General features: G+C 70.7%; 18 protein-coding genes. 4 read left to right on the forward strand and 14 right to left on the reverse strand.

Annotation, left to right across the window (positions count from 1 at the left end; all coding sequences use genetic code 11):
* Positions 1 to 136: 136 nt before the first annotated feature.
* Positions 137 to 421, reverse strand: a complete 285-nt coding sequence (locus tag ADL01_RS40395; RefSeq protein WP_053747088.1) for a hypothetical protein — start codon at positions 419 to 421, stop codon at positions 137 to 139.
* Between the two features lie 395 nt (positions 422 to 816).
* Here ADL01_RS40395 and ADL01_RS40400 point away from each other — a divergent pair, with 395 nt between their 5' ends.
* Both ADL01_RS40400 and ADL01_RS40405 read left to right on the forward strand, forming a co-directional pair.
* Entirely contained in the window at positions 817 to 2,235 is a 1,419-nt protein-coding gene (locus tag ADL01_RS40400) for a DUF2252 domain-containing protein (RefSeq protein ID WP_053747089.1), read from the forward strand.
* Positions 2,236 to 2,638: 403 nt separating this feature from the next.
* The gene (locus ADL01_RS40405; protein WP_053747090.1) at positions 2,639 to 2,830 is read left to right on the forward strand and encodes a DUF6381 family protein; all 192 of its coding nucleotides are present in this window, start codon (positions 2,639 to 2,641) and stop codon (positions 2,828 to 2,830) included.
* A 98-nt stretch (positions 2,831 to 2,928) separates the two neighbouring features.
* Here ADL01_RS40405 and ADL01_RS40410 read toward each other — a convergent pair whose 3' ends face one another.
* Genes ADL01_RS40410 through ADL01_RS40435 form a run of 6 tightly spaced genes read right to left on the reverse strand, consistent with a single transcriptional unit; the run spans position 2,929 to position 7,233 of the window.
* The gene (locus ADL01_RS40410) at positions 2,929 to 4,341 is read right to left on the reverse strand and encodes a diacylglycerol/lipid kinase family protein (protein WP_053747091.1); all 1,413 of its coding nucleotides are present in this window, start codon (positions 4,339 to 4,341) and stop codon (positions 2,929 to 2,931) included.
* 13 nt (positions 4,342 to 4,354) lie between these two features.
* Entirely contained in the window at positions 4,355 to 4,816 is a 462-nt protein-coding gene (locus tag ADL01_RS40415) for a DUF7144 family membrane protein (protein ID WP_053747092.1), read from the reverse strand.
* Positions 4,817 to 4,846: 30 nt separating this feature from the next.
* Positions 4,847 to 5,311: an SHOCT domain-containing protein gene (locus tag ADL01_RS40420; protein ID WP_053747093.1), complete on the reverse strand. Its 465-nt coding sequence runs from the start codon at positions 5,309 to 5,311 to the stop codon at positions 4,847 to 4,849.
* 49 nt (positions 5,312 to 5,360) lie between these two features.
* A complete protein-coding gene (locus tag ADL01_RS40425; protein WP_234354973.1) occupies positions 5,361 to 6,290 on the reverse strand; it encodes a ribonuclease BN in 930 nt (309 codons plus the stop codon).
* 3 nt (positions 6,291 to 6,293) lie between these two features.
* The gene (locus tag ADL01_RS40430; RefSeq protein ID WP_053747094.1) at positions 6,294 to 6,572 is read right to left on the reverse strand and encodes a hypothetical protein; all 279 of its coding nucleotides are present in this window, start codon (positions 6,570 to 6,572) and stop codon (positions 6,294 to 6,296) included.
* A gap of 10 nt (positions 6,573 to 6,582) precedes the next feature.
* Positions 6,583 to 7,233 carry an HdeD family acid-resistance protein gene (locus ADL01_RS40435; protein WP_053747095.1) on the reverse strand — a complete coding sequence of 217 codons (651 nt, stop codon included), beginning with the start codon at positions 7,231 to 7,233 and terminating at the stop codon, positions 6,583 to 6,585.
* A 226-nt stretch (positions 7,234 to 7,459) separates the two neighbouring features.
* Between ADL01_RS40435 and ADL01_RS40440 the strand changes: the two genes are divergently transcribed.
* Entirely contained in the window at positions 7,460 to 8,110 is a 651-nt protein-coding gene (locus tag ADL01_RS40440; protein WP_063783645.1) for a potassium channel family protein, read from the forward strand.
* Positions 8,104 to 8,271, forward strand: coding sequence for a hypothetical protein (locus ADL01_RS45155; protein WP_159049766.1), 168 nt, complete (start codon positions 8,104 to 8,106; stop codon positions 8,269 to 8,271). Before ADL01_RS40440 ends, ADL01_RS45155 begins: the two co-directional genes overlap by 7 nt.
* A 72-nt stretch (positions 8,272 to 8,343) precedes the next feature.
* Here ADL01_RS45155 and ADL01_RS40445 read toward each other — a convergent pair whose 3' ends face one another.
* The 7 genes from ADL01_RS40445 to glnA form a co-directional block, all read right to left on the reverse strand.
* Positions 8,344 to 8,541, reverse strand: a complete 198-nt coding sequence (locus ADL01_RS40445) for a hypothetical protein (RefSeq protein ID WP_053747096.1) — start codon at positions 8,539 to 8,541, stop codon at positions 8,344 to 8,346.
* A gap of 125 nt (positions 8,542 to 8,666) precedes the next feature.
* Positions 8,667 to 9,200: a hypothetical protein gene (locus tag ADL01_RS40450; protein WP_053747097.1), complete on the reverse strand. Its 534-nt coding sequence runs from the start codon at positions 9,198 to 9,200 to the stop codon at positions 8,667 to 8,669.
* 37 nt (positions 9,201 to 9,237) lie between these two features.
* Positions 9,238 to 10,857: an MFS transporter gene (locus ADL01_RS40455; protein ID WP_053747098.1), complete on the reverse strand. Its 1,620-nt coding sequence runs from the start codon at positions 10,855 to 10,857 to the stop codon at positions 9,238 to 9,240.
* A 205-nt stretch (positions 10,858 to 11,062) separates the two neighbouring features.
* Positions 11,063 to 13,753, reverse strand: coding sequence for a LuxR C-terminal-related transcriptional regulator (locus ADL01_RS40460; protein WP_107091129.1), 2,691 nt, complete (start codon positions 13,751 to 13,753; stop codon positions 11,063 to 11,065).
* A gap of 95 nt (positions 13,754 to 13,848) precedes the next feature.
* The gene (locus tag ADL01_RS40465; protein ID WP_053747100.1) at positions 13,849 to 14,706 is read right to left on the reverse strand and encodes a class II glutamine amidotransferase; all 858 of its coding nucleotides are present in this window, start codon (positions 14,704 to 14,706) and stop codon (positions 13,849 to 13,851) included.
* Positions 14,707 to 14,900: 194 nt separating this feature from the next.
* A complete protein-coding gene (locus ADL01_RS40470) occupies positions 14,901 to 15,167 on the reverse strand; it encodes a hypothetical protein (protein ID WP_053747101.1) in 267 nt (88 codons plus the stop codon).
* Between the two features lie 222 nt (positions 15,168 to 15,389).
* Positions 15,390 to 16,799: a type I glutamate--ammonia ligase gene (gene glnA / locus ADL01_RS40475; RefSeq protein WP_053747102.1), complete on the reverse strand. Its 1,410-nt coding sequence runs from the start codon at positions 16,797 to 16,799 to the stop codon at positions 15,390 to 15,392.
* Positions 16,800 to 16,921 lie beyond the last annotated feature (122 nt).

Below are 16,921 nucleotides of genomic sequence, written 5' to 3' on the forward strand. Positions count from 1 at the left end.
GCCCAGCCCAGCCCAGCCCAGCCCAGCCCAGCCCAGATCAGCCCAGCGCAGGCCTGACCTGGACCCGGAACCTGGGCATGGCTTCCGCCCACCGGGCCGGGGACCGGTGGGTCGGAGACGCTTCGCCGGACAGGTCCTAGCGGGTGAGTGAGCCGTTCGGGGCGTCGGACGCTTCCTGCCACGCCCGTACACCCGCTCTGGACGCCTCTTTGGCCTGCTGCCACTTCGCGACAGCCTGCTGGGTCGGGGGTACGTCCATGGCGCGGATCATGCGCCGACCTGCCGTGAACACAGCGAAGGCCCCGAGAGCCATGCCGGTCCATGCCAGCACGGCACCGGCCGCGGTGAGCACGGCGCCGGCCCTGACGAGCCGGGTGTCGATGTCGATCGTCGGACGGGACTGCTGGTGGTGATGGTTCATGACTCCAGCGTCCAACGGGGGGAACCGCCTCGCATCCCGACCGACGGCTCAGGCCGCCGTACGCGATCGGGCAGGCTCCGCACCGATCACCGACTCCCGTGCGGCCGCCGCTGGCTGACGTATCGACAAGGAAGCCGTCGTGTGGAGAGGCGTGTGGAAACCCGGGTGGGCCCGACTCCGAGCCGCTGGCCAGATCGAATGGAGATATATTGTATTTTGGTTGATTTTTCCTCATCGTCTCGGCGGAACCCGAGCACGCTCCGGGAACAGTGGCCGAATCCCCCCGTCGTGACACCGGTCGCGGCAGGCCCGCAGGGCATCGGAGCGGTCAGTCCCCGCTGACAGCCGTCGCCTGACCTCCGGGCGCACGGCGACCACCCCCTTGGAGCGGCACCATGACCCCGAACCAGCTGGACGGCTACCCGATGCGGAACCACACACCGCAGGAGCGGGCCAAACTCGGTAAGGCGGCGCGGGGGACCGTACCCCGTAGCAGTCACGCCGAGTACAACCCCGGACCGAAGCGTCCGGACCCCTTGGAGATCATCGAGAAGCAGTCGGCGAACCGGGTCCCCGAACTCGTACCGATCCGCTACGGCAGGATGATCGAGTCGCCCTTCCGCTTCTACCGGGGAGCAGCCGCCATCATGGCCTCCGACCTCGTGGAGACCCCGAGGACGGGCATCACGACCCAGCTGTGCGGCGACGCGCACATGCTGAACTTCCGGCTGCTGGCCTCGCCCGAGCGCCGCCTCATGTTCGACATCAACGACTTCGACGAGACGCTGCCGGGCCCCTGGGAGTGGGACGTCAAGCGCCTGGCCGCCAGCTTTGTGATCGCCGGCCGGCTGAACGGCTTCAGCACCAAGGAGCGGGCCTCGATCGTACGGGCCGCCGTGGAGTCCTATCGCGAGAACATGCGCGCCTTCGCCGGGCTCGGCAACATGGCCGTCTGGTATGCCCAGTTCGACGTGGACTGGGTGCGTGAGCGGTTCGGGGCGGACCTGTCCGCGCGGGGCCGCGACCGCTGGCAGCGGGCGGTGGAGAAGGCCCGTTCGCACGACACCCAGCAGGTCTTCGACAAACTGACCCAGGCCGTGGACGGCAGCCGCCGGATCACCCCGGATCCACCGCTGATCGTCCCCCTCCAGGACCTGATGTCGCAGGAGCAGCGCGCCAAGATGGAGCAGCTGATCCTCCGGCTCATCGAGCGCTACGGCCAGAGCCTGCAGTCCGACCGACGCTTCCTTCTGGAGCAGTTCCGGGTGGTCGACATAGCGCGCAAGGTGGTCGGCGTGGGCAGCGTGGGGACCCGCTGCTGGATCATTCTCCTGCTGGGCAAGGACGACGAGGACCCGCTGTTCCTCCAGGCCAAGGAGGCCGACGACTCGGTGCTGGCACCCCACGTCGGGGGCAGCATGTACCGGAACCAGGGCGAGAGGGTCGTCTCCGGGCAGCGGCTGATGCAGGCCACCAGCGACATCCTCCTGGGCTGGGAGCGGGTCGAGGGGCTCGACGGCCGGCAACGGGACTTCTACGTACGGCAGTTGCGCGACTGGAAGGGGGTCGCGGTGGCCGAGGACATGGTGCCGCGGGGCATGCGCACCTTCGGCGCGCTCTGCGGCGCGAGCCTGGCCCGAGCCCACGCGAGGTCCGGCGACCGGATCGCCATCGCCTCCTACCTGGGCGGCGGAGACTCCTTCGACCGGGCACTGGTGACGTTCGCCGAGAGCTACGCCGACCAGAACGAGCGGGACCACCAGGCACTCGTCGACGCCGTCCGCAACGGTCAGGTGTCCGCCGAGGCTGCCTGAGGAGATACGGGCACGCGGGAACGGGAAGGGTGCGGTCTCCGCTCGGAGGCCGCACCCTTCCCGTACGCCGGAGACCGGAGGCTTCACCAACCCTGCCGCCGTCAGCGGTCCGCCTCGCCGACCTCACCCTCCCGGGTGATCACCCGTCCCCGATCACCGTTCCTGGGGACTGAGGGGGAGTGAGCCCGTTCAACCGCGCGCCCCGAACGGTCATGGGCGAGCTGGTCCCCGGCGTACTCGACCATCTTCGTCATCTGGGCCCTATGCGTCGTGGGACGGGACGACTGACGCGGCACGCCCGTGTGCTGCGGAGACAACGGTGAGTGACCATTCGAGATGCGGGGGAGCGGCGGCACTGTTTCTCTGGTGTGGCCCGCTCTCCCCACATCACCAAGGAGTGATCATGAGCGTTGCAGGCGAGTCCCGCGGCCGTGCCCAGCAGATGCGGCAGAAGGCGCAGGAGATGGAACAGGCCGCGGAGCGGACCACCGACCCGGATGAGCGTACGCGGCTGAAGGAGAAGGCACGCCGGCTCATGGAGCAGAGCGAGCAGCAGACCCGCACGGGCGGCGGAGACAGCGACTCCATGCTGTAACAGCCCCACCCGCACCGGCCGGTGGCCGCGCGACCTTCCGCGCGGCCACCGGCCGGTCACTCGTATCTGCGGGGGGCAGCCCGCGCAACCAGGCGGTGTCACCCGTCCCCAGTGGAGCGGTCCGGCACCCGGCGGCCCAGCGCCAGCCGTGCCACGCGCGGCCAGTCGGCGGCGCCTCCGGTGACCCGCAGGGCGTGGGGGCGCCGGCGTGGCACGCGGACCCGGAGCGCCCCGGGCGCGCTGCGGCACACCACGGGTGACGGCAGTACGACGTGCTCTCCGTCGATGCCGACCGGGAGGGTGTCGGTGTCCCCTTCGACGACGACTTCCCCGGCGCTCAGCCGGACGAGTCCCCCGGAGCCCGGACCGCGCACGATGCGCGCCGCCTGAGCGGTGTTGCCGACCCGCACGCACACCACGCCCAGGACACCCGAGTCCAGCCGCTCCCTGCGCCCCGGACGGGCGGCGTCGACGGCGCGGCCGTACGGATTGTTGCTGACGAGCAGCGACTGAAGGCCGTCGATGTCCGTCCCGTCGGCCCGCATCCACAGCCTGGGCGCGTCCTTGCCGGTGAGGAGGCCGGGGAGGGTGCGCAGGGTCGTACGGGCCTTGGCATCGCGGTACGCGGATTCGGTGACGACGGACGCGTACGTTCCGAACGAGGCGTTGTTGACGAAGACGCGGTCCGCCGCGTACCCGAGGTCGACGCGGAGCTCCACACCGTGCGTCAGGGCTTCCAGCGCCTTCGCCGGATCGTCGCGGTCGAGGCCGAGATCGAGGGCGAAGTGGTTGCGGGTACCGGCGGGAATCACCACGAAAGGCAGGCCGTGGCCCGCGGCGACCTCGGCCACCAGCGCCTGGGTGCCGTCGCCGCCCGCCACCGCCAGCAGATCGGCCCCCTCGGCGACGGCCTGCCGGGCCAGCTCGGCGACATCCTGGTGTCCGCCGAGTCCGCCGAGTCCGCCGAGTCCGCCGAGTCCGTCGTGTCCGTCGAGCAGGACCACGTGGCAGCCGGCCGCCCGGGCCTTCTCCACCAGGCCGAACCGGCCCACCTTGCCGCCACCGGAGCGCGGGTTCATGAGGACCCAGGGATGCCGGGGCGCCTCGGTGACCGCGCGTTCGGAGGCGACGTGCCCGGGAGCCAGCGCGCCGCGGGCCGTCACGAGGGCCAGCGCCCACAGCGCCAGGGACAGACAGGCCGCCCAGAGGATGCCGGACGTCGCGTACAGGACGAGGACGGCCACCGGTGCGAGCAGCGAAACGGCCACCCCGAGGACACGCAGCGCACCCGTGTGAGCCAGGGTCCACCACACCCCGACGGCGGCGAGCGCCAGTCCGGCGATGCCGACCAGCGCCCACAGCACGCTCCGCAGACCGGCGGCGACGAGCGGCACCAGCACGCTTCCCAGGAGGGCGAGCACGGCGAGGCGAGCCCGTCCGGGACTGTTCCCGCGTACGGTCGCGGCGTCCGCCTCACCGGACGCGCTCGGGTGCTCGCCGTGCGGTCCCATCTGCCGGCCCTTCTCAGACGTGGTGCGGTGTTGTGCTCTCGGTGCGCTCCCCGGAGAGGTCGTAGAGGTTGTCGCGCGGGACCACGCACAGGGCCCAGATGATCAGGGACGAGAGCGCGATCATCACCACCGACCACACCGGGTAGGACGGCAGGGAGAGGAAGTTGGCGACGATGACGAGTCCGGCGATGCCCACGCCGACGACGCGCGCCCACATCGCGGTCCTGAGCAGCCCGAAGCTGACGATGACGGCGACCACGCCCAGCGCGAGGTGGATCCAGCCCCAGCTGGTCAGGCTGAACGCGAAGGCGTAGTTGCGCGTCGTGACGAAGATGTCGTCCTGGGCGATCGCCATGATGCCCCGGAAGATGTCGAGCAGGCCGACGAGGGAGAGCATCACGGCCGCGAAGGCCGTCAGGCCGGAGGCCCATTCCTGCTTCGCCGAGTACTCCGGCCGGGTGTGTGTCGCGGTCATCTTGCGCCTCGATTCGTGTCGTGCGGATGCTCAGCCACGATGGGTGTGGGTGGCGGAGCCCGAGTGTTGCGCCGGACCGTGTCCGGACAGGACCAGTTCCTTCGCCCTGCGGAACTCCTCGTCCGTGATGTCGCCGTGCTCGCGGATCTCGGACAGCCTGGCGAGCTCGTCGACACTGCTGGGCGGGCCGCCGGACGCGGTCTGCCTGACGTAGGCGTTGAACTCCTCCTGCTGCGCACGCGCCTGCCTGACCTCCCGCCGGCCCATGTTCTTGCCGCGGGCGATCACGTAGACGAACACGCCGAGGAAGGGCAGGACGATGCAGAACACCAGCCAGCCGGTCTTCGCCCAGCCGTTCAGCGAGTCGTCCCGGAAGATGTCACCGATGATCCGGAAGAGCAGGACGAACCACATGATCCAGAGGAAGAACACGAGCATGGTCCAGAAGGCTCCCAGCAGCGGAAAGTCGTACGCCAGGTAGGTGTGCGCGGTCATGTCCGGCCTCCGTCCCGGGCGTTCGCCCGGCAGCAGTTCTGTGCGGTACTCAGCGTGCCCACGGCCGTCGCCGGGCGGCCTCACCCGGCGCGGGTGAGTGTGCGCGCCGGGCGGATGCGAGGCGGGGTGCGGCCACCGTCCGGTACCAGGTGGTGGAGGCGACGTACTCGCCGAGGGCCAGGCCCGAGACGGCCGTCAGGAAGACGACGATCAGCCAGGAAAGGAACGTGAAGACGGGGCCCAGCGGGCCGAACTCGTGCAGGCTGCGCTCCATGGCCGTGGGCACCAGCAGACGGGCGGCCCGGCTCAGCAGGACCGTACCGGTGCCTGCCAGCACCGCTCCGGGCAGCAGGCTCAGCCAGCCGATCCGCCCGCCCAGCAGCAGATGCTGCGACCACCACCACAGCAGCGTCGCCGAGACCACCGACAGCACCAGCCCGCTCACCGATCCCGCGCCGAACCCGCCGCGCAGGGGTGCCTGGAACAGCAGGAAGACCAGCCAGACGACCGGCCAGACGAGCCAGCGCCAGACCAGTGCCCGCACCGCTGCGCGCGGCAGGTGCCAGCACCGCTCGCACACCGCCTGAAGCGCCCGGCTGAACGCCGTGGCCGACACGAGCGTCACCACCAGGCCCACGGCTCCGGTGGTGTCTCGTGTCGTGCCGGTCGCGGAGAAGGCCTGGCGCATCTCGTCGAGGGTGTCGCCGCGGACTCCCAGAACCGCGCGCAGAGAGTCCGCCAGCAGGTCCTGCAGCCAGCCGGGGGCGAACGCCGCGAAGGTCATCAGCAGCGGGAGCGCGGTGAGGAACGCCTGCGCGGCCAGTCGTACGGCGCCCTCCACGAGGTTGAGCGCCGAGAGACGGGACAGCAGCCGGGCGGCGGTCCCCGACCGCAGGCCCGCCGCGACCCGCGCGGCCCTGTGCCCGAGGGACGCCGTGCGCCTGCGGGACGTGCGCCCGAGGCCGGGTTTCCCGACCATGACTCACGAGCCGACCCGGTCAGCCACCCGGTCGTCAGGTTCGGGGGCGCCCGCGATCACGCCACCGGTGGTCCAGTCCCGGTGGCCCGTGGGCCGGCGTCCGGTGGATCCGGTGGGAACTCCGGCGCGACACGGCGCCTGGCCGGTGGCCGTCGTGCCTCGTTCCGCTGTCGCGCGGGCGGCGAGGGCTGCGCGGCCGGCGCGCTCCTCAGCAGTGCTGACGTGCCGCGAGTTCGCGGCTCCACCGGAGTGCGGCGACTCAGGGGGCGAGGCGGGGTCCATGGGGTGCTCCTTACCGCGGGTGCGGTGGCGGGGTGTGTGTCTTTCGGAGGGCGGTCCGCCACGCGAGGGCGACCGCCGTCTCGGCCAGGCCGAGCAGCACGAGCCACAGGCCCAGCAGCCGGGTCAGGGCGCGGGCCGACTCCGTAGGCAGGGCGAGCACCACGATCCCCGCCACGATGCCGAGCACCGCGACGCCCAGGACGATGCCGCGGTGCGGCAGGTCCTTGGTGGCGAGGGCCGTGAAGAGGGTGAGGATGCCGGACACGAGCCAGAGGACGCCGACGATCAGCGAGAGCACGGCGATGGTCTGCAGCGGGTGTCGCAGACACAGCACCCCGGCCAGTAGATACAGCACGGCCAGGAGCAGCTCGGGCAGCCGTTCACCGTGCTCCTCCCGGCCGAAGACGGCTACGAACCGGAACGCCCCTGTCACCAGCAGGTGCAGGCCGACGAGGACCGCCAGGACGTGCAGGGTCTCGTCCGGCCAGACCAGTACGAGGATGCCCGGCACCAGCGTCGCGACGGCCGAGCCCAGGAGCCAGGTCCACGAACGGCCGAGCCGCCCGAGTGCGTCGGAGGAGTCGGACCAGGGACCGGGGCCTGTCCCGTCGGGCTCGTGTTCCTGTCCGGTGTGCGATGCCGGACCACGCGGCATGGTCATGGCTCCTCCTCGAGCGGTCGAGGGAATCACGTGTGCGCCAGGGACCTGCTCGCCAGGGACCTGACCACTCCAGGGTCACGCCCGCACCGGACGCCGGGGTCACCCACCACGGGTGATCCCTCGCCGCCGCCGTGGAGATGAGGTGGGAGTCACCAAGGCGCCTGTCCCCCGGCCCCCGCCCCCTGTCCCCGCGGCCTCCTGGCCGTACGGAACGAAGAGACACGAGATGAGCGATCCGAGCACTCCCCGGACGAGCCGCCCCCGGCCCGAACCGGGCGCCCACCGGCGGCCTCTGCGTGCCCGCAGGTGGGCGGCGGTCCTCGCCCTGGCCCGCGCCGTCCTCATCGCCGCCGGCCTCCTCACCGCGTACTACATGCTGCCCCTGGACGAGCACGGCACGGCGGCCTCGTCGGCGCTGCTCGTGGGCGGCCTGCTGGCGATGCTGCTGGTGTTCGCGTGGGAGGTGTGGGCCATCACCCGCTCACCCCACCCGCGCCTGAAGGCCGTCGAGGCCCTGGCCGCCACAGTGGCGTTGTTCCTGGTCCTCTTCGCCGGTGCCTACTACCTCCTGGACCGCTCCACCCCGGGCTCCTTCAGCGAGCCGCTGAGCAGGACGGACGCCCTGTACTTCACCCTGACGACGTTCAGCACCGTCGGCTTCGGGGACATCACGGCACGCTCCCAGGCCGGGCGCGTGGTGACGATGGTGCAGATGGCGGGAGGGCTGCTCCTCGTGGGCGTCGCCGCACGGGTACTGGCGAGCGCGGTCCAGGCCGGGCTGCGCCGCCAGCGCCGCGGATCGACGGCGGAGCCGCGCTCCGGCACAGGCACCGACACCGACACCGGCGGAACGCGGGACCGCGACGCCGGATGGTGACCGTACCCGGTCTCTTCCTCGGCCGGCCCCTGTCGTGGGCCTCGCCGGGGAGGGCCGGGGCTTCCTACGCCGACCACGACGAGCGGGACTTCGAGCGGGACTTCGAGACGGCGGACGCCGCCCGCCACGCCGCCCGGATCAGGGCGAAGCGGCGGCTCTGAACCGCCGTACGCCCCTCCAGATGCCGATCCGGTGGCGGTGGTCCCGCGCATCGCCGGGTCCCGTCGGTCCCGTCACTCAGGCAGCTGCCGCATCTCCACGACCCGCAGGCCCAGGGACTGGAAGCGTGCCAGCAGCCCGTACAGGTGCGCCTCGTCCACAACGGGGCCGAACAGGACGGTCTGGCCGGACATGACGACGTGGCCCAGCTCCGGAAAGGCTTTGGCCATCGTTTCCGACAGATGTCCCTCGACGCGGATCTCGTAGCGCACGAGCTGTCCTCCTACGGGCTTGCCGGGACAGGCGGACGGCGCCCTGCCCTGCGATCGTCCGCCTCCGTGCCGCTCAGGGCCTCACCCGGGACAGGTGACCCCTCGCCGAGTGGCCGAGGCATGGATCAGTGTTTCAGGAAGATCTTGAACGAGATGATCAGCAGACCGAGCAACAGGTTGACCGAGGCGGTGACGGCCACCAGCCGCCGTGAGGCACCGGCGCGCCGGGCCGCGGCCACGGACCAGCCCACCTGGCCGGCCACGGCGACGGAGACAGCCAGCCAGACGGCACCTCGCACATCCAGGCCCAGGAGCGGACTGACGGCCACCGCGGCGGCCGGCGGCACGGCGGCCTTGACGATCGGCCACTCGTCCCGGCACACGAGCAGCACGCCCCGGCGGTCCGGCGCCTGTTGTGCCAGGCGCGCCCCGAACAGGTGGGCGTGCACATGCGCGATCCAGAACACCACGCCGGTGAGCAGGAGAAGCAGCACGAGCTCGACGCGGGGGAACGAGCCCAGGGAGCCGGCGCCGATCACCACGGAGGCCGCGAGCATGGATCCGTAGACGCCGCCCGTGTAGTCCGCTCGGGCGCGCTGCTCGGCCCGGCGCGCCCTGCGGGTCGTGGCCGGGCCGACCGTGGCTGTGGTCCTGGACACCGGTGCCTCCCTCCGAACTCCGAACTCGTCCCGTCGATCAGGTCACCCCGGCCGGAGCGTCGGCTCCGACCCTGCGCGGACGGGTTTTCCGGGCGACGGTCGGGAGGTGCGGTGTGACCAGGAAACTGGCGAGAGCGATGCCGCCGGTGGCCAGGATCGCCGCCTTCAGGCCGTTCAGCTGGGCGGACGAGTAGGAGTCCGCGACGGCGTCGACCTCCGACGGCGGCAACCCGGCCTGTTCGGCCGCCGAGCGCACCTCATCGGTGGGGACGAAGGCGATCCCGGCCTCGAGAGCGACACCGACCTGCTGCTGGGTCTCTTTCGACAGGCTCGGATTGTCCGCCACCTGCGTGGTGAAGGCGTGGGCCAGCGCACCGATGAGGATCGACCCGATGAGAGCGGTACCCAGCGCCGAGCCCAGATTCTGTGCCGTGAACTGCAGCCCTCCGGCCTCGCTGCGTTCCTCGTCGCCGACGCCGGACTGGACGACGTTGCCCAGTTGCGAGGCGAGCAGGCCGACGCCCACACCCAGCAGGGCCATCGCTCCGGCGAACTGGGCGTCGTCGATGACCGGGTCGATGGTGGCCAGCAGCCACACGATGGCCGCCGTCAGCGTCAGCAGGCCAAGCCGGACCACCCGGCGCGGTCCCATCGTCCGCCCCAGCGAGGACGCGCACAGGGAGGTCACGAGCATGGTGGCGGACACCGGGAGCAGACGCAGGCCCGTCTCGAAGGCGTCGAACCCCTGAACCACCTGCAAGTACAGCGGGATGGTGAAGAACAGTCCAAGCAGGATGAGGTTCTGGCTCAGCAGCGTCATCAGGCCGGACCGCAGCACGGGCCTGCTCAGCAGGGACAGGTGGACGAGGGGGTCGGCGCCCGCCTCGTCGCGCCGTCGCTCCCACCATCGGAAGACGGCCAGGACGGCCACGCCGGCGCCGACGACGAACAGTGTCGGGGCGAAGCCGAAGACGGTGAAGGGAGGGTTGCGGGGCTGCACCCATCCCCAGGTGCTGCTCTGCAGGACCCCGAACACGCCCAGCGCCAGTCCGGCCGCGGACAGGACCGCGCCGACCCAGTCCAGCCGGGGGCGCGGGCCCGTCTGGGCGGGCGTCGCGATCGCCCGGCGGCACAACAGGACGGCGATGACGACCACGACCTCGCCGGCGAAGACCAGCCGCCAGGTCAGGTACGTCGTCACCCAGCCGCCCAGCAGCGGGCCGACCGCGATCCCGGCGCCGGCGAGCCCGCCGATCACCGAGTAGGCGACGGCCCGGTCGCGCCCCCGGTACGACTCCGCGACGAGGGCGGCCATGGCGGGCAGCACCATGGCGGCTCCGAGCCCCTCGATGACGGACCAGCCCAGGGTGAGGACCCACAGGGTGGGCGCCACGGCGGTCAGGGCCGACCCCACCCCGTAGACGGTCATCCCCACCAGGAACATACGGCGACGTCCCAGGATGTCCCCGAACCTGCCGCCGATGATCATGAACGCGGCCATGACCAGCGCGTACAGCGTGATGACGGCCTGGATGGCCGTGACCTCGGTGTCGAAGTCCTCGACCAGCTGGCTGATGGAGACGTTCATGACGGCGGTGTCCAGGACCATCAGGAACTGGGCCGTGCCGAGGACGATCAGAGCCCGCCAATGCTTCACAGTGTCCACCTCGCCGAGTCGGCCGCTACGCGGGCTGAGCCGGCCGGACCGAAGGCCCGGCGCACGCCCCGCCGTGCCTCCATGGCAGCCGAAGTACGTGCCCAGCACCTCACCCGCCAAGGGGGAGGAACGGGCGCCGACGCGTGTTCACAGCAGGCGGATTCACAGCAGTCGGATTACGGCAGCCGGTTCACGGGAGTCGGATTCACAGCAGTCGGAGTTCCCGCGCGCGGCGCACCGCTTCGCCTCGCCGGCTCACCGCGAGCTTCCGGTAGACGCTCTTGAGGTGGGTCTTCACCGTGTTCACCGACACGTAGAGGTCGGCGGCGATCTCCTCGGTCGACATCATCCGGGCCAGCCGCTCCAGGACGTCCTGCTCGCGCCCGCTCAACTCCGCCGCGACGAGCGGCGGGGGCGACGACTCGGGCCGGCGCGCCTCACCGTGTCGGGCCGAGTCGGGGGTGAGCCAGCCCGCTGTCAGCGCCAGCAGCGGATTCGTGGCCAGGAGGGGCCGGATCCACGCCCCAGCATCGAGGAACGGCCGCCGCAGCCGCTCCCGCCGGGCGTCGAGGAGCGCCTGCGCCACGAGTCTGCGGGCAGTGGCGGTGTCTCCCGCCTCCTCGGCTGCCTGAGCCCTGACCAGCGCGGCCCGCACGGTCACCGCCGGACCGGTCCTGCCCTCGGCGAAGCGGATGCTGTCCAGCAGGTCGACGGCGGCGTCGCGATGGCCGGTGGCGAGCTGGATCGCCGCCGCCTGCACAGCGCACAGCGGCTGGTCGACGTCGACTCCCTGAAGCACCTCGGCGGCACTGTCCGGATGTCCCTCCGCCAGGCGGGCGGCCGAGGTGACGAGCAGCTCGTGGCTCACCGACCAGGGCGAGGCCACCACGGCGGCAACGGCCGGGTCCGCCGCCTCCACGGCGGCTCCTGTCCTGCCCCTGGCCAACAGCAGATGGGCCTGGGCGAGGGCGCGCCCCGCCGCCATCACCGGATCGCGCGTGCCCGACGGGAGCTGGGCCGTCTCGTCGAGGAAGGCCTGAGCCCGGTCCAGTTCATTACGGTCGACAGCCACGGCGGCCAGGACCAGCCGCCCGATGCCGCAGCCGGACGGCTGGTCCTGGCCGCTCCGCTCCGCCTCGGACACCGACGCCAGTGCCTTGCGCTCGGCCCGGCCGAGCCAGCCGTTCAGATAGTCGAGGAGGGCCAGATGACCCATCGACTCCTCCCGGGGCAGCACGGTGGAGGCTCCGCCCTGAGTGCCGGCCACGGTGGTCAGGGCGGCGCGCGCGTCCTCGAAACGCCCCGCCCACAGGCGTGCCGAGCCCAGATGAGTCAGCAGGAGAGCGGTGAATTCGGGATGCTTGTCCAGCAGGTGCGCCGGGACTTCCCGCCGCAGTTCATCGGCCGCTTCGGAGGCCTTCTCGACGCGTGCGGGAGACCCGGTCAGCCGGGCGGCCAAGGCGTCGAGCAGCGCCCGACTCAGCTGGGTGGCCGCCAGGTTGGGCGTGTCGTCCGTCAGTAGTTCCTCGGCGTGGCGCAGGCGGGCCTGACCTCGATCGAGGTCGTACACGGACAGATCGCGCGCGGCGCGCACGAGGTCCGTGGCGGGGCTCTTGGCCTCGGGCCCCATATGGGAGAACAACTGGTTCAGATCGTCCGATCGCAGGCCGGTGAAGAGCTGGCCGATAGCCAGATCCTCGATCAGGGAACCGGCGGCGAAGTCCCAGTCGCCCGCGGCGGCGCTGTGGACGAGTGTCTCCGGCAGGAATCCGGACGGACGCAGCCATCGCGCGGCCCGCCGGTGGAGTTCCGGCTCCACCCCGGGCAGGCGCACCCGCAGATGGGCCCGGAGTATCTCCCCGAACAGCGGATGGAGCTGGTACCACGAGTGCCCAAGAGGCTCGACGAACGCGTTCTCGTGGTGCAGCCCGGCGAGAATGGGCTCGGCGTCGGTTCGGAGGGTCAGTGCGTTGGCCAGATCCGGACAGAAACGCTCCAGGACGCTCACGCGCAGCAGAAGGTCCTGTGTCTCCTGCGTCTGGCCCTTGAGGACCTCGGCCAGCAGAAAGTCCGCGACCGTACTGCGGTCCGCCTCGAACTCCTTCAAGTAGAGCTCGGGGTCGGGGCTCTCCCGGGCGGCCAGGGCGGAAAGGCGCAGGCCGGCGGCCCAGCCCCGGGTGCGCTCCACCAGGGCCCGCGCGGCGTGCACCGGAAGGCTCAGGCCGTGCAGCTCCAGCAGCGCCACGGCCTCCTCGGGGGTGAAGGCCAGTTCGGCGGCGCGGATCTCCGTCAGATCACCGGCCGTCCGGTAACGGTGCAGCGGAAGCAGCGGTTCGGTGCGGGTGACGAGGACGAGGCGCAGGCCTCGCCCGGCGTGGTGCAGGACGAACGCCAGTTGCTCCGCGATCTCCGGCGCCTTCAGCCGCTCGTACTCGTCGAGTACGAGGACCACGGGCCGGTCGTGATCGTTCAGCTCGGCGGCGAGCGCCGCCAGCAGCCCGCGGTCCACCGTGGAGGCGTCCGCGGGGGCCCCGACCGCGTCGGACTCCAGCGCACCGCAGGCGCGCAGGGTCTGCAGGACGTACGCCCAGAACACCCCGGGACGCCAGTCACCCGCTTCGACGGTGAGCCAGGCGACCGGCGACCGCAGTCCGGCGGCCCAGTCGGCGGCCAGCAATGTCTTGCCCGCCCCGGCAGCGCCGTTGAGCAGGGTCAACCGGGTCCCGAGAGCCTGGTCGAGGTGGTCGACGAGCCGCTGCCGCCGCAGGAAGGTGGCGGGCTTGGTGGGGAGGGCGAACCGGGTGCGCAGAAACGGGTCTCCCAACGGATCGGCGCACGCAACGGTCGGAACGGAGTGAAGGGTCGGTACTCGAGCGTTCCCGTAGGTCTCCGACAAAGGTCTCACTTCCCAGTCCGTCGGCACCACGCCCCGGGCAGCGCCTGCTCACTCGCGCGGCACATCGTCCTGACGCGAGCGGCAGGGCGGGCTGGTCAGCCCCGGGCCGAGGCGCCTTGGAGCTCGGGCTCGAAGGCGCGGATCACGTCTGGGCCCGGCTGGATGATGCTGTAACTGCTCTCGGGTACCGCGTTCCAGGCGCCGGGGAGGTTGCCGAGCGGTTCGGACACGACGAGGCGGGTGTCGTCGGAGACCTCGCGGAGGAACTCGACGTCCGGGTGGAGTGCGCGCAGGGTGTCCACTCGGGTGCTGTGGAACAACGACCGTGAGTGGCCCTCGCTGGAGTAGCGGAAGGCCCATGTGCGTTCGCCGTCGGACACCGCGACGGTCATCTGCAGCGGGTACTGGATGCCGTGCTCGTGGCCCTTCCTCTCGATCAGGCCCGCCATGCGCGCCACGGCGGCGGGAGGATCCTCCGTCAGGCCGAAGGTGAGGGCGAGGAAGAACATGAGCTCGGAGTCGGTGGAACCCTCGATGTCGGGATACAAGGTCGGATCGACGGCCAGCGCGAGGTCACGCCGCAGGAGGTCGAATCCGTTGATCATCCCGTTGTGCATCCACATCCATCGACCGTGCCGGAACGGGTGGCAGTTGGACTGCTGCACGGCTGTCCCGGTCGTCGCCCTGATGTGGGCGAAGAAGAGACCGGAGCGAACGTGGTGGGCGACCTCCCGCAGATTGCGGTTGTTCCACGCCGGGCCCACGTCCCGCAGGACAGCCGGAGTGCCGCCGACCGCGTCCTCGGCATACCAGCCGAGGCCGAAGCCGTCACCATTGGTCGTCTCCACCCCCATACGCGAGTGGAGACTCTGGTCGATCAAGGAATGCGCGGGCTTGAACAGGACTTCGCTGAGAACGATGGGAGTACCCGAGTAGGCAATCCAGCGACACATCGTGGATCCTCCGCTCCTGGGGCGGGCGACATCGACGCCCCTGGGGGATCGGATGCGGTGTTCCGCCGTGCCGGGTCGGACGGACCCGGATGCGGCAGCACCGGAGCGTCGTCGTACGAAATCATCATCAGTATCGCTTGCGGGGACACCTCGGGCACCTCGGGCACGTCGACCGTCCCGGCCCGGCCCCGGCCCTAGTACGGCGCGCGGAACTGGGCGTACCCCAGCAGCAGGATGATCGCGCCGACGCAGCCGAGGACCACGGCTGTCGATATCCACGACGATCTGCGCGGCCCCGACCCCTCGGGTTCACCCCGGAACGGCACCGGCTCCGGCGGGTTCTCCTTCCAGCGGGCCGCGAGCATACGGGCCCGGGCGGAAGGCTCCTTGTACGGGGCGTCGCCCGCCCACCGAAGGTCGAACTCCCGCTCGCTGTCGTCGTGTTCGGACTTCCCCGTCATCCCCGTTGCCTTCCGTTTCCCGTCTGATCCCATGCCCGTGCCAGTCCTTGGCAGCATAGTGCGACCCTCTGACAACGCTCCCCGAACCCCCGCGCCGGGCCACCGGACACGACAACGCCCCCGCCACCGGAAAACCGGGGCGAGGGCGCTGACGTACATCGCTACTGACGCACATCGCTATCGACGTACATCGTTATCGGACACCTGGTGGCGCCGGCCGACTCACACGTCGAAGTACAGCTCGAACTCGTGCGGGTGCGGACGCAGCTGGATCGGCGCGATCTCGTTCGTGCGCTTGAAGTCGATCCACGTCTCGATCAGGTCCGGCGTGAACACGTCGCCCTGGAGGAGGAACTCGTGGTCGCGCTCGAGGGAGTCGAGGACCGCCGGGAGGGAGGTCGGGACCTGCGCCACGCTCGCGTGCTCCTCGGGAGCCAGCTCGTAGAGGTCCTTGTCGATCGGCTCGGCCGGCTCGATCTTGTTCTTGATGCCGTCCAGGCCCGCCAGCAGCAGCGCGGAGAAGGCCAGGTACGGGTTGCCGGAGGAGTCGGGCGCGCGGAACTCGACGCGCTTGGCCTTCGGGTTGGAGCCCGTGATCGGGATACGCATGGCCGCGGAGCGGTTGCGCTGCGAGTACACCAGGTTGATCGGGGCCTCGAAGCCCGGGACCAGGCGGTGGTACGAGTTCACCGTCGGGTTGGTGAACGCGAGCAGCGACGGGGCGTGCTTGAGGATGCCGCCGATGTAGTAACGGGCGGTGTCCGACAGGCCCGCGTAACCGGCCTCGTCGTAGAAGAGCGGCTGGCCGCCCGTCCACAGGGACTGGTGCACGTGCATGCCCGAGCCGTTGTCACCGAAGATCGGCTTCGGCATGAAGGTCGCGGTCTTGCCGTTGCGCCAGGCCACGTTCTTCACGATGTACTTGAAGAGCTGGAGGTCGTCGGCCGCGGCGAGCAGCGTGTTGAACTTGTAGTTGATCTCGGCCTGGCCGGCGGTGCCCACCTCGTGGTGCTGGCGCTCGACCTGGAGGCCGGAGTTGGCCAGCTCCAGGGAGATCTCGGCACGCAGGTCGGCGAAGTGGTCGACCGGCGGGGTCGGGAAGTAGCCGCCCTTGTAGCGGACCTTGTAGCCACGGTTGTTCTCGACCGCACCGGTGTTCCAGGCGCCGGCCTCGGAGTCGATGTGGTAGAAGGACTCGTTCGCGCCGGTCGCGAAGCGCACGCTGTCGAAGACGTAGAACTCGGCCTCGGGACCGAAGTACGCGGTGTCCGCGATACCGGTCGACGCCAGGTACGCCTCGGCCTTCTTGGCCACGTTGCGCGGGTCACGGGAGTACTGCTCGCCCGTGATCGGGTCGTGGATGAAGAAGTTGATGTTGACCGTCTTGTCACGGCGGAACGGGTCGACCCGCGCCGTGGACAGGTCGGCGCGCAGCGCCATGTCGGACTCGTGGATGGCCTGGAAGCCGCGGATCGAGGAGCCGTCGAAGGCCAGTTCCTCATCCGGGTCGAAGGCCGTCGCCGGCAGCGTGAAGTGCTGCATCACACCCGGCAGGTCGCAGAAGCGGACGTCGATGAACTTGACGTCCTCGTCCGCGATGTACTTCTTGGCCTCGTCGGCGTTCTGGAACATCCAGCTCCTCCTACTCCCGGCCGTCCGTGCCGGGGTGGTAGTTCGTGCGTGCGGCCAGTGCGGTGGCACACGTTGGATCCGACCTTAGGGACAGGTGATTTCTCAGGCATGACCCATTTGTT

Source organism: Streptomyces sp. NRRL WC-3618, assembly GCF_001280005.1.
Classification (GTDB): Bacteria; Actinomycetota; Actinomycetes; order Streptomycetales; family Streptomycetaceae; genus Streptomyces.

What these genes read in the sequence shown, in the direction of transcription:
- ADL01_RS40395 (WP_053747088.1), bottom strand. Translation starts at nt 421, where the DNA reads ATGAACCATCACCACCAGCAGTCCCGTCCGACGATCGACATCGACACC.
- ADL01_RS40400 (WP_053747089.1), top strand. Translation starts at nt 817, where the DNA reads ATGACCCCGAACCAGCTGGACGGCTACCCGATGCGGAACCACACACCG.
- ADL01_RS40405 (WP_053747090.1), top strand. Translation starts at nt 2,639, where the DNA reads ATGAGCGTTGCAGGCGAGTCCCGCGGCCGTGCCCAGCAGATGCGGCAG.
- ADL01_RS40410 (WP_053747091.1), bottom strand. Translation starts at nt 4,341, where the DNA reads ATGGGACCGCACGGCGAGCACCCGAGCGCGTCCGGTGAGGCGGACGCC.
- ADL01_RS40415 (WP_053747092.1), bottom strand. Translation starts at nt 4,816, where the DNA reads ATGACCGCGACACACACCCGGCCGGAGTACTCGGCGAAGCAGGAATGG.
- ADL01_RS40420 (WP_053747093.1), bottom strand. Translation starts at nt 5,311, where the DNA reads ATGACCGCGCACACCTACCTGGCGTACGACTTTCCGCTGCTGGGAGCC.
- ADL01_RS40425 (WP_234354973.1), bottom strand. Translation starts at nt 6,290, where the DNA reads ATGGTCGGGAAACCCGGCCTCGGGCGCACGTCCCGCAGGCGCACGGCG.
- ADL01_RS40430 (WP_053747094.1), bottom strand. Translation starts at nt 6,572, where the DNA reads ATGGACCCCGCCTCGCCCCCTGAGTCGCCGCACTCCGGTGGAGCCGCG.
- ADL01_RS40435 (WP_053747095.1), bottom strand. Translation starts at nt 7,233, where the DNA reads ATGACCATGCCGCGTGGTCCGGCATCGCACACCGGACAGGAACACGAG.
- ADL01_RS40440 (WP_063783645.1), top strand. Translation starts at nt 7,460, where the DNA reads ATGAGCGATCCGAGCACTCCCCGGACGAGCCGCCCCCGGCCCGAACCG.
- ADL01_RS45155 (WP_159049766.1), top strand. Translation starts at nt 8,104, where the DNA reads ATGGTGACCGTACCCGGTCTCTTCCTCGGCCGGCCCCTGTCGTGGGCC.
- ADL01_RS40465 (WP_053747100.1), bottom strand. Translation starts at nt 14,706, where the DNA reads ATGTGTCGCTGGATTGCCTACTCGGGTACTCCCATCGTTCTCAGCGAA.
- ADL01_RS40470 (WP_053747101.1), bottom strand. Translation starts at nt 15,167, where the DNA reads ATGACGGGGAAGTCCGAACACGACGACAGCGAGCGGGAGTTCGACCTT.
- glnA (WP_053747102.1), bottom strand. Translation starts at nt 16,799, where the DNA reads ATGTTCCAGAACGCCGACGAGGCCAAGAAGTACATCGCGGACGAGGAC.